This is a genomic window from Rhodosalinus sp. (assembly GCF_041685465.1).
GTDB lineage: Bacteria > Pseudomonadota > Alphaproteobacteria > Rhodobacterales > Rhodobacteraceae > Rhodosalinus.
Genome location: NZ_JAWLFS010000092.1, coordinates 1 through 10,775, shown reverse-complemented (window position 1 = coordinate 10,775; position 10,775 = coordinate 1). Strand labels below are relative to the sequence as shown.

12 protein-coding genes are annotated in these 10,775 nt (G+C 72.2%); 5 read left to right on the top strand and 7 right to left on the bottom strand.

Annotation, left to right across the window (positions count from 1 at the left end; all coding sequences use genetic code 11):
* Both ACESL7_RS07965 and ACESL7_RS07960 read right to left on the bottom strand, forming a co-directional pair.
* Nucleotides 1-953: NAD(P)H-dependent flavin oxidoreductase (locus ACESL7_RS07965; protein WP_372892784.1), on the bottom strand; the 953-nt coding region annotated here is incomplete at its 3' end.
* On the bottom strand, nt 950-1,747 hold the full coding sequence (locus tag ACESL7_RS07960; RefSeq protein WP_372892783.1) for an oxepin-CoA hydrolase, alternative type: 798 nt from the start codon (nt 1,745-1,747) through the stop codon (nt 950-952). The genes ACESL7_RS07965 and ACESL7_RS07960, both read right to left, overlap by 4 nt.
* 101 nt (nt 1,748-1,848) lie before the next feature.
* Here ACESL7_RS07960 and zapE point away from each other — a divergent pair, with 101 nt between their 5' ends.
* Nucleotides 1,849-2,916 carry a cell division protein ZapE gene (zapE, locus tag ACESL7_RS07955; protein ID WP_372892782.1) on the top strand — a complete coding sequence of 356 codons (1,068 nt, stop codon included), beginning with the start codon at nt 1,849-1,851 and terminating at the stop codon, nt 2,914-2,916.
* A gap of 76 nt (nt 2,917-2,992) precedes the next feature.
* Here the strand turns inward: zapE and ACESL7_RS07950 are convergent, their stop codons facing one another.
* The 4 genes from ACESL7_RS07950 to ACESL7_RS07935 are packed head-to-tail and all read right to left on the bottom strand — an operon-like array spanning nt 2,993 to nt 6,521.
* Nucleotides 2,993-4,276, bottom strand: a complete 1,284-nt coding sequence (locus tag ACESL7_RS07950; RefSeq protein WP_372892781.1) for a bifunctional folylpolyglutamate synthase/dihydrofolate synthase — start codon at nt 4,274-4,276, stop codon at nt 2,993-2,995.
* A gap of 22 nt (nt 4,277-4,298) precedes the next feature.
* Nucleotides 4,299-4,604 carry a monooxygenase gene (locus ACESL7_RS07945; protein ID WP_372892780.1) on the bottom strand — a complete coding sequence of 102 codons (306 nt, stop codon included), beginning with the start codon at nt 4,602-4,604 and terminating at the stop codon, nt 4,299-4,301.
* Between the two features lie 20 nt (nt 4,605-4,624).
* Nucleotides 4,625-5,563, bottom strand: coding sequence for an acetyl-CoA carboxylase, carboxyltransferase subunit beta (gene accD / locus ACESL7_RS07940; protein WP_372892779.1), 939 nt, complete (start codon nt 5,561-5,563; stop codon nt 4,625-4,627).
* Nucleotides 5,564-5,615: 52 nt separating this feature from the next.
* The gene (locus ACESL7_RS07935; RefSeq protein ID WP_372892778.1) at nt 5,616-6,521 is read right to left on the bottom strand and encodes a CPBP family intramembrane glutamic endopeptidase; all 906 of its coding nucleotides are present in this window, start codon (nt 6,519-6,521) and stop codon (nt 5,616-5,618) included.
* A 112-nt stretch (nt 6,522-6,633) separates the two neighbouring features.
* Between ACESL7_RS07935 and ilvD the strand changes: the two genes are divergently transcribed.
* The 4 genes from ilvD to ACESL7_RS07915 all read left to right on the top strand — a co-directional run bounded on the left by ilvD (nt 6,634) and on the right by ACESL7_RS07915 (nt 10,399).
* Nucleotides 6,634-8,397, top strand: coding sequence for a dihydroxy-acid dehydratase (gene ilvD / locus ACESL7_RS07930; RefSeq protein WP_372892777.1), 1,764 nt, complete (start codon nt 6,634-6,636; stop codon nt 8,395-8,397).
* An 84-nt stretch (nt 8,398-8,481) separates the two neighbouring features.
* Nucleotides 8,482-9,066, top strand: a complete 585-nt coding sequence (locus tag ACESL7_RS07925) for a dihydroxy-acid dehydratase (RefSeq protein WP_372892776.1) — start codon at nt 8,482-8,484, stop codon at nt 9,064-9,066.
* A 186-nt stretch (nt 9,067-9,252) separates the two neighbouring features.
* Nucleotides 9,253-10,020 carry a DUF6478 family protein gene (locus tag ACESL7_RS07920; protein ID WP_372892775.1) on the top strand — a complete coding sequence of 256 codons (768 nt, stop codon included), beginning with the start codon at nt 9,253-9,255 and terminating at the stop codon, nt 10,018-10,020.
* Between the two features lie 10 nt (nt 10,021-10,030).
* Nucleotides 10,031-10,399 (top strand): hypothetical protein, encoded by a 369-nt coding sequence (locus ACESL7_RS07915; protein WP_372892774.1) that lies wholly within the window; start codon nt 10,031-10,033, stop codon nt 10,397-10,399.
* Between the two features lie 64 nt (nt 10,400-10,463).
* On the opposite strand, the gene ACESL7_RS07910 is transcribed toward ACESL7_RS07915, so the two are convergent.
* On the bottom strand, nt 10,464-10,775 hold a 312-nt coding region (locus ACESL7_RS07910), incomplete at its 5' end, for a cytochrome c1 (protein ID WP_372892773.1).

The window sequence follows — 10,775 nt, the reverse complement described above, 5'->3', positions numbered from 1 at the left end:
GCCCGCGCCGCGGCGTAGTCCTGCGCGAGCCGGGCGACCAGTTCCGCCGCCGGCGTGACCTCGCGCACCGTGCCGATCCCCTGACCCGCGCCCCAGACCTCTTTCCAGGCTTTGGGCTTGGAGCTTCCGGCGCCGAAATCCATTGCCGAGCCGGCCTCGGGGAGGTTCTCCGGGTCGAGGCCGGCGCGCGCGATGGAGGGCTTGAGGTAATTGCCCGAGACACCGGTGAAGAGCGCCGAGGTGACGATATCCTCGGCGCCGCTCTCGACGATCATGTGCTTGTAAGGATCGGGTGCCGCGGCTTCCTCGGTCGCGATGAAGGGCGAGCCGATGTAGCCGAGGTCCGCGCCCGCCGCCTGCGCGGCGAGGAGGGCGCGGCCGGTGGCGATCGCGCCGGAAAGAAGGAGCGGCCCGTCGAACCACGCGCGGATCTCCGAAAGGAGCGCGAAGGGCGATTGCGCGCCCGCGTGTCCGCCCGCCCCGGCGGCGACCGCGATCAGCCCGTCGGCCCCCTTGTCGATGGCCTTGCGCGCGAAGGTGTCGGTCGTGACGTCGTGCAGCACCAGCGCGCCCGCGGCGCGCGCGGCCTCGAAGACCTCGGGGCGCGCGCCGAGCGAGGTGATCCAGATCGGCACGCGCCAGCGGGACAGGATCTCCACGTCCCGCTCCAGCCGCGCGTTGGAGCGGTGCACGATCAGGTTCACGGCGTAGGGGGCGGCCGGGCGGTCGGGATGCGCGCGGTCGTGCGCGGCGAGCGCGCCGGTGATCCGCTCCAGCCAGCGCTCGAGCTCGACGGGCGCGCCCTCGGCCTCGCGGGCGTTGAGGGCGGGAAAACTGCCGACGATGCCGCTCGTGCACTGCGCGACCACGAGCTCCGGCGAGGAGACGAGGAACATCGGCGCGCCCACGGCGGGCAGGCGCAGGCCGGAGAGTTGCGGGGGACGCGTTCTCATGCCGCGCCGAAGTCCGGCTTGCGCTTCTCGAGGAAGGCGGCGAGGCCCTCGCGCGCCTCCGGGCCGAAGCGGGCGGTGTTGATCCCCTCGGCCTCCAGATCGAGCTGCGCGGCAAGGTCGTTGCGCCCTGCCGCCGCGATCTCGGCCTTGATGCGCGCCATCGCGTGGCGCGGCCCCTCGGCGAGCCGCGCGGCGAGCGTCTCGCCCTCCGCCACGGCGTCGCCCGGCGCGGCGAGCAGGTTGACCACGCCCGCCTCGGCCAGCCGTTCGGCGAGGATCGGGCGGCCCAGAAGGCAGAGTTCGGTGACGAGCTGCCGGGGCAGCGCGGCGGAGAGGAAATGCGTCACGCCCCCGTCCGGCGTCAGGCCGATCTTCACGTAGGCCACGGTGAACGTCGCCCCCGCCGCGGCCACCACCATGTCGCAGGCGAGCATGAGCGAGAGCCCGGCGCCGGCCGCGCCGCCCTCCACCGCGGCGACCACCGGCACCGGGCAGGCGCGCACCGCCTTGATCATCGCGCCGAGGGCGTCGGTATTGGCCGCGGCCTCCGAAAGCCGGCCCTCCGCGCTCGCCCTCAGCCGCGCGATGTTGCCGCCCGAGGAGAAGAAGCCCCCCGCGCCGGAGATCAGGATCGCGCGGACCGCCGGGTCGGCGCCCGCGTCGGTCACCGCCGCGGCGATCTCGCGGTAGGCAGGCGCGCTGATCGAATTGCGCGTCTGCGGCCCGTCGAGGGTGAGGCGCCGCACCGGCGCGGCGCGGTCGTCGTGGAGGCGGGTCTCGGGCGCGTCGGTCATCGCTGCGTCTCCCTCGGGCACACCCGGGCCATAGCGGGGCCTGTGCCGGGGCTCAAGACCGGCGCTTTCCGTCGGTCGCGCACCGCGCTAGGGAGGCGGGCATGGCGACGGTGATGCAGGATCTCTACGCGGCGCAGGTGGCCGCCGGCGCGATCGACCCGGACCCCGCGCAGGAAGCGGCGCTGCCCGAGTTCGAGCGCATCCTCGAAGGGCTCGCGCAGCCGGTGAAACGCGGCCTCTTCCGCCGGGCGCCCGAGCCGCCGAAGGGGCTTTATCTATGGGGCGGCGTCGGACGCGGCAAGTCGATGCTGATGGATCTCTTCGCGGGCGCGGTGCCCGTGGCCGCGCGGCGCGTGCATTTCCACGCCTTCATGCAGGAGGTGCATGCGGGCATGGCCGAGGCCCGCGCCCGCGGCGTGGACGACGCGGTGACGCCGGTGGCCCGGCGCATCGCGGAGGAGGTGCGCTGCCTCGCCTTCGACGAGATGCAGATCACCGACATCACCGACGCGATGATCGTCGGCCGTCTCTTCGAGGGGCTCTTCGCCGCCGGCGTCGTGGTGGTGGCGACGTCGAACCGGCCGCCGGATGACCTCTACAAGGACGGGCTGAACCGCGCGCTCTTCCTGCCGTTCATCGCGCGTCTGAAAGAGCGGATGGTGGTGCAGGAACTCGCCGGTGAGACCGACTACCGCTCCGGGCGCCTCGCCGGGAGCCCGGTCTATTTCACCCCCGCCGACGCGGAGGCACGCGCGCGGATCGACGCGATCTGGCAGGGTCTGACCGGCGGCGAGACGGCGCCGCTCACCCTGCGGGTCAAGGGGCGCGACGTGGTGCTGCCAGCGTTTCACAACGGTGCGGCGCGGGCGCGGTTTCACGATCTCTGCGGTCAGCCGCTGGGGCCTGCGGACTATCTCGCCATCGCCGAGGCGGTGCGCCTTCTGGTGATCGACGACATCCCGCGCCTCTCGCGGTCGAACTTCAACGAGGCGAAGCGCTTCGTCACGCTGATCGACGCGCTCTACGAGGCGCGCGTGCGGCTCATCGCCTCGGCCGCCGATCTGCCCGAGAGCCTTTACGTCGAGGGCGAGGGCAGTTTCGAGTTCGCCCGCACCGCGAGCCGCCTGCGCGAGATGATGAGCCAGGGCTGGGGGCAGGCGGAGGGCTGAGGCGGCGGGGCCGCGGCGTCAGCGCGTCGCGGCGCGCGCCTTTCGGTGCGCTTCGGCGGTGTGACCGGTGCCCCGCTCAGCCGTTCTCGCGCAGCACCTGCCCGGCGAGGTAGAGCGAGCCGCAGATCAGCACGCGTGCCGCCGGGGTCTCGGCCGTGATCGCGGCGAGGGCCGCGGCCGGGCTCGCGGCGGTGCGGGCGGCGTGACCGGCCCGTTCCGCCGCATCGGCGAGCGCCTCGGGGTCGAGCGCCGCCGCCTCTCCGGGGATCGGCACGGCCGTCAGGCTCTCGGCGGCCTCGGCGAGCGGGGCGAGGTAGCCGGTGGCGTCCTTCGTGGAGAGCATCCCGCAGATCAGATGCGTGGGCCGCGCGGAGAGGCCTTGCAGATGCGCGGCGAGCGCGGCGCCCGCGGCCGGGTTGTGCCCGCCGTCGAGCCAGAGCTCGGCCTGCGGCGCGGCCTCGGCCAGCGGGCCGCGGCGCAGGCGCTGCATCCGGGCGGGCCACTCCGCCCCGGCGACCGCCGCCGCGCAGGCGTCCTCTCCGAACCCGAGGTGACGCAGCGCGGCCACCGCCGCGCCGGCGTTGGCGATCTGGTGCGCGCCGGGCAGCGCCGGGCGCGGCAGGTCGAGAAGCCCGCGCTCGTCCTGAAAGACCATGCGCCCGCGCTCCTCTGCGACGTGCCAGTGCTGGCCGTGGATCAGGAGCGGCGCGCCCGTGCGGGCCGCCTGCCGCTCGATCACCTCGAGCGCGGCCTCGTCCTGCGGGCCGACGACGCAGGGCGTGCCGCGCTTGAGGATGCCCGCCTTCTCGAAGGCGATCTTCTCCAGCGTGTCGCCGAGGAACTGCTCGTGGTCCATCGCCACCGGCGTGATGATCGTCAACTCCGGCGCGTCGAGCACGTTCGTCGCGTCGAGCCGCCCGCCGAGACCCGTCTCCAGCAGCGTCCAGTCTGCCGGCCGGCGCGCGAAGGCGAGAAGCGCGGCGCAGGTCGTGATCTCGAAATAGGTGATCGGGGCGCCGCCGTTGGCCGCCTCGCATTCGTCGAGGATGGCCGTCAGCTCCGCCTCGGGGATCAACTCCCCGGCGAGGCGGATGCGTTCGTGGAAGCGGGCGAGATGGGGCGAGGTGTAGGCATGCGCGCGCTGCCCCGCGCCCTCGATCCCCGCGCGCAGGAAGGCGAGCGTCGAGCCCTTGCCGTTCGTCCCCGCGAGGTGGATCGCCGGGGGGAGCATCCGTTCCGGGTGGCCGAGCGCGGCGAGCAGCCGCCACACCCGGTCCAGCGTCAGGTCGATGACCTTGGGGTGCAGCGACATCAGCCGCGCGAGCACGAGGTCGGAGGGCGCGGCGTCCTGCGCGGTCATGGGCGGGATATCCTCTGGCGCGTCAGAGCGGCGCGCGGGTGATCTGCGAAAGCGCGGGGTTCACCTCGAAGGTCATCGCGCGGATGTCGGTGATCCCGAACTCGGCGAGCCGCGCGGTGTGCTTGTCCCGGTAGGCCGCTGCCGCCTGCGCGCTGTCGAAGACGTAGATGCCGCCGGCGCGACCCTCCTCCGCGTTCTCGGTCCAGATCTTCCAGACGAGGCCCGGCTCGGCCGCGATGTCGGTGGCGAGGCCCTCCATCGCCGTGGCCATCTCTCCGCCCCAGGGGCCGGGAAAGGGGAAGTCGAATTGCAGAAGCGTGTGCGCCATGGTGTCTCCTCCGCCGCGCGTCAGCCCTCGGCGGGCGACCGGGTCTCCTCCTGCGCCTCCGGTTCGGGCACCGCCGGACCGGGAGCGGGCAGGTCGCCCTTCACCGCCGGCGGCAGGCCCATGAGCATCCGGGTGAGCGTGATGAGCTCGTCGCGCATCTCCTTGCGGTGCGTCACCCGGTCGAGCATCCCGTGATCACGCAGGTATTCAGCGCGCTGGAACCCCTCGGGGAGCTTCTCGCGGATGGTCTGTTCGATCACGCGCGGGCCGGCGAAGCAGATGAGCGCGCCCGGCTCCGCGATCTGGATGTCGCCGAGCATCGCGTAGCTCGCCGTCACGCCGCCCGTCGTGGGATGGGTGAGCACGACGATGTAGGGAAGCCCAGCCTCCTTCACCATCTCGACGGCGACGGTGGTGCGCGGCATCTGCATCAGGCTGAGAATGCCCTCCTGCATCCGCGCGCCGCCCGCGGCGGAAAAGAGGATCAGGGGCCGCTTCGTCTCCACCGCGCGGCGCGCGGCGGCGATGATCGCGTTGCCCACGTACATCCCCATCGACCCGCCCATGAAGGAGAAGTCCTGCGCCGCGGCGACGATGGGCGTGCGCCCCATCTCGCCCTCGGCGACGAGCATCGCCTCCTTCTCGCCGGTGGCGCGCTGCGCGGCCTTCAGGCGATCGGGATACTTCTTCTGGTCGCGGAACTGCAGCGGGTCGGCCACCGGGGCAGGCACCTCCACCTCGGTGAAGACGCCGGCGTCGAAGAGCGCGCGGAAGCGCGTGCGCGGCGCGATCGGCATGTGATGGCCGCAGGAGGTGCAGACGTTCAGGTTCTCCGCGATCTCGCGGTGAAAGAGCATCGTCCCGCACTCGTCGCATTTCGTCCAGAGATTCTCCGGCATCTCGCGCCGGGAGAAGATGGAGTTGATGCGGGGGCGGACGTAGTTGGAGATCCAGTTCATGGCGCCTCGCTGACCGTGGCGGGGAGATAAGCCCGCCCCGGCCGGAATGCAATCAGCGTCGCAGCGCCACCCTTGCGGCGAGCCACGAACAGAGCAGCATCCCCATCTCGACCGGCATGGCGGCGCGCAGCATCCCGGGATCCTCGGTCGGCGCCGGCAGCGTGTAGAGCGCGAGGCCCGAGAGCGCGCCCTCCATCGCGGTGAAGGCGATCGGAAAGACGTTGTTCATGAAGTGCATCGCCACCGCCGGGCCGAGATTGCCCGCCCGCGCGGTCACGTCGGCGAGCGCCACCGCGAAGAGCCCGGTCCAGAGCGCGACGAGCGTCGCGTTCGTGCCGAAATCCGCCGGGACGTAGTGGCCAGCCGCGAAGAGCGCCGCCGGCACCCCCATCCAGACAAGCGGCGAGCCGAAGCGCGCGGCGAGCTGTTGTTGCAGGTAGCCGCGGAAAAGAAGCTCCTCCGCCCCGGTCTGGATCACCAGCGCGGCGAGCGTCAGCGGCAGAAGCGCCGCCCAGACGCCGGGGGCGAGGTTGGGCTCCGGCTCGGTGCCGCCCGGCCCGCCCCAGGGCGGCAGAAGCGCGACGGCGATATAGAGAAGCGCGAGCGCACCGACCACACGGAAGAAATCCCGCGCCGCGCGGGCAAGGGAGGGGCCGATCAGGCTCATCGCGCTGCGCCCGTGCAGGTGGTGCGCTGCCGCGACCGCGCCGAGCGCCATGAAGGCGAAGCTCCCGAGCAGGATCAGCGCGCTCGCGGGGCTGGTGCCGGTGCCGTCGCCCATCGTGAGCTCGGCGTAGAGCGTCTCCGGCGCGAGGGCGTAGAGCACCGCGCGCAACGCGCTCTGCAGGCCGAAGAGCACGGCTGCCACGACCGCGATCCCGGCGATCAGGCGCCAGATCTCGGGCCGCGCGCGGGCGGGGGCGACATAGGCGTCGTGCGGGGCATAGGCGGCAGTCATGCAGGACAGCTAGGGCGTCGCGGGGCCGGGCGCAATCTCGCCGCACCCGATCGGCCTTGTGTGGCGGGGGGGCTTTCCGTATTCCCGATGGCGACCGATCAGGGAGGCGTCCATGCTCAAGCGTCCGTTCGACAAGTCCAGGCTCCCGAGCCGCTACGTGACGGAAGGTGCCGCGCGGGCGCCGCATCGTTCCTATTACTACGCGATGGGCATGACCGAGGAGGAGATCCATCAGCCCCTCGTCGGCGTCGCCACCTGCTGGAACGAGGCCGCGCCCTGCAACATCGCCCTCGCCCGTCAGGCGCAGTCGGTGAAGACGGGCGTCAAGGAGGGCGCGGGCACCCCGCGCGAGTTCACCACCATCACCGTCACCGACGGGATCGCCATGGGCCACGAGGGGATGCGCTCCTCGCTGCCCTCGCGCGAGGCGATCGCCGACACGGTGGAGCTCACGGTGCGCGGGCACTGCTACGACGCGCTCGTCGGGCTCGCCGGCTGCGACAAGTCGCTGCCGGGCATGATGATGGCGATGGTCCGGCTCAACGTGCCCTCGGTCTTCATCTACGGGGGCTCCATCCTGCCGGGCAAGGCGCCGAACGATCCCGAGGTGCCGGAGGATTTCCGCACCCGCGACCTGACCGTGCAGGACATGTTCGAGGCCGTGGGCCGCAACCAGAGCGGCGAGCTCTCCGATGCCGCGCTCGCCATCCTCGAGCGCGTCGCCTGCCCGAGCGCGGGCGCCTGCGGCGGCCAGTTCACGGCGAACACCATGGCCTGCGTCTCCGAGGCGATCGGCCTCGCCCTTCTCAATTCCTCGGGCATGCCGGCCCCCTACGAGAGCCGCGACCAGTACGGCGAAGCCTCCGGGCTCGCGGTCATGGACCTGATCGAGAAGAATATCCGCGCCCGCGACATCGTCACGCGCAAGAGCCTCGAGAACGCGGCGCGTGTCGTGGCCTGCACCGGCGGCTCGACCAACGCGGGCCTGCACCTGCCGGCGATCGCGCATGAGGCGGGGATCGACTTCTTCCTCGACGATGTCTGCGAGATCTTCCGCGACACGCCCTACTTCGTGGATCTCAAGCCGGGCGGGCAGTTCGTGGCCAAGGACCTCTACGAGGCGGGTGGCCTGCCGGTGGTGATGAAGGAGTTGCGCAAGGCCGGGCTCGTTCACGAGGATTGCCTGACCGCCTCGGGCAACTCCATCGGCGAGGAACTCGACCGCATCACCTACGAGGCCGACGGCCGCGTCATCCACCCGATCGAAAAGCCGATCACGAAGACCGGCGGCGTCGTCGGGCTGAAGGGCAACCTCGCCCCCGAGGGCGCCATCGTGAAGGTCGCCGGCATCGCCGCGGAGAACCAGGTCTTCACCGGCCCGGCACGCGTCTTCGAGTGCGAGGAAGACGCCTTCGCCGCCGTCAAGGCGCGCGAGTACGCGGAGGGCGAGGTCATCGTCATCCGCAACGAGGGTCCGAAAGGCGGCCCCGGCATGCGCGAGATGCTGGCCACCACGGCCGCGCTCTCGGGCCAGGGCATGGGCAAGAAGGTCGCGCTGATCACCGATGGCCGTTTCTCCGGCGCGACGCGCGGGTTCTGCGTGGGCCACGTCGGCCCCGAGGCGGCGCAGGGCGGGCCGATCGGCCTCGTCAGGACCGGCGACATGATCACCATCGATGCCATCAAGGGGGAGCTGTCGGTCGCGCTGTCCGATGCGGACCTCGAGGCGCGGCGCGCGGACTGGGCCGGCCCGCGGCCGACCAACTACGCCTCCGGCGCGGTCTGGAAATTCGCGCAGACGGTGGGGCCGACCTACAAGGGCGCGGTCACCCATCCCGGGGCCGAAGCCGAGACGCATGTCTACATGGACATCTAGGGCGTGGCGCGCGAAAGCCGGAACCGGAGTTGAGGCTCCCGGAGATGCGGACTCCGCGGCTCGAAGCGGGACAGGCCGATGCGCATGACCGCGAGACGCGCTAGCGCGGCGCTCGCGGGCGCGGTGTTCTTTCTCGCGGCCTGCGACTCGGGTTCGACGAGCGCGCCGCCCGCGCGCGAGGCGGTGGTGGCGCGCGGTGCGGTCGTGGTGGGCGCCCCGCCGGGCTATTGCGTGGAGTCCTCCGCGCTGCTCGACAACGACGCGGAGAGCTTCGTCCTGCTGGCAAGCTGCGCGAGCCTCGGGTCGGCGGATGACGGGCCCAAGGCGCTCCCCGCGGTGATGACGGTCAGCGTCTCGGCCGCCGACCCGGCGGTTGCGCCGCCTGACGCCGGTGCACTGGCCACTGCCGCACCGGGCGAGGTTCTTGCGACGTCGCAGCGCGGGGCGCTCGCGCTCATGCATCTGGCCGAAGGCGGGGCGGCGGTCCTGCCGGGCGGCGATCCGCGCCACTGGCGCGGCGCATCGCGCGCCGGCAGTCACGACGTCGGGCTGGCGCTTTACGCCCCGGAGGAGAGCCCGCTCGCCGGAGCGGCCGGGGCCAACCTGCTCACCGCGCTCGCCGACCGGATCGAGGCGCAGCCGACATCCCCGGCGGCGCCGGACCCTTGAGGCGGGCCGCCGTGTGGCAGGATACCGCGTCGTCGCACGATGGGCACCCCTTGCAGGCAGGCCCGCGACGCTCTGGACCCGGTCCTGCCTATGCGCGACATGCGCCGGGGCCGCCGCGGGCGGATTTGTTCAACCGAAACGCTTTCCCTGCTATCACTGGCGCTCATGGGGCGGAGGCGTGACGCCATGGGCGACGACGGGCCGATCGGCCGGATGATCCAGCGCGGTGCGGAAGCGCGATGGCGCCGCGCCGCCCGTCGCGCCGACACGGCCGAGCCGGAGGCGCTGCGGCGCGCGAAGGCCCCCGCGCGCCGTCTGCGTGACACGCTGGACCGCTTCCTGGGTGCCGCGGAGCGCCGCATCGCCTTTGCCGAGGCGGGGACGCCACGGGTTGACGCGCCGGGGACCGACTGGGTCTGGCGTCCGGAGGCATGGGGCGGTCCGCTTCCCGTGCCGGGCCGCGTGGCCCCGGAACCCGGCACGCGCATCGCCGAGGGCCTCGCGCTCTTCCACGATTCGCACCTGTCCGAGATCGTGACCCGCCAGACGTGCACCGGCTCGGCTGGTCCGGGGGCGGCGCCCTGCGCGCTCACGATCGAGGTGTTCGGTTTCGACGGTGGCTACCTGTCGCTCGCGCTGGACCTGCCGGGCGCGGCGGCGCAGGGGCTGCAGCGGCGGCACATCCTGCGTGCGGAGATCGACCTCGGGCTGGAGAGGCCGCTGGAGGTCTTCGCGCGGCTCAACATCCGGCATGGCCCCAACACCGAGAAGATCGTGCGCGAGGTGCCGGTACAGGAGGGAGCGGCGGTGGTCGAGTTCGACCTCGCCTATTCACGGCTGAACGAAAAGAGGGTGGAGCGGCTGTGGCTCGACCTGATTTTCGAGCGGCCCGAGATGAACCGGATCGCGCTCGGCGACCTGGTGCTCTCGCGCCGCCCGCGCGCCGAACTGTGAGGGAGGCAGGATGAGCGACGACCTCAGCGTGACATGCACCCGGTTTGCCGACGCTGTCTGGGAGGGAGAGGTGCACGGGGCCGGCGAAGAGCGGCCCGGGATCGAGGTCCTGCACGACGGGCGCCCCGTGCCGGACGTGCATCTCGCCGCGGATGCGGCCGGGTGCTGGCATCTGCGCGTTCCGGTGCCGCCCGCGGCGGTGGGCGACGGGATGCATACCCTCCTGATCCGTTCGACGCTTACCGGCGCGACGCTCGGCACCGTGACGCTGGCGGCGGGCGAGGCGCTCGATGACGATGTGAGGGCGGAGGTGGCGCACCTGCGTGCCGAGCTCGACCTCCTGAAGCGCGCCTTCCGCCGACACGCCCGGGACAGCTGATTGGGCAAAGAAAAACCCCCGCGCCGGGGCGCGGGGGCGAGTCGCGTCTCGATCGGGTCTGCGCTCAGCTCTCGTCCGACTTGGCGCGGGCCTTGATCGGCGCCCAGATGCGCTTGTTCGTCAGGTAGAGCAGCACGGTCAGCACCGTCAGGAAGAGCACGCCGTTGAAGCCGGCCTGCTTGCGCTCCATCATCTTGGGCTCGGCCGTCCACATGAGGAAGGCGGCGACGTCCTTGGCCATCTGCTCCTCTGTGGCCTCGGTGCCGTCCTGATAGTCGACATCGCCGCCGAAGAAGACGGGCGCCATCTGTGTCCAGCCGTCGGGATAGGTGGTGTTCTCGTAAAGCAGCGTGCCGGCTTCCATCTTGTCCTCGCC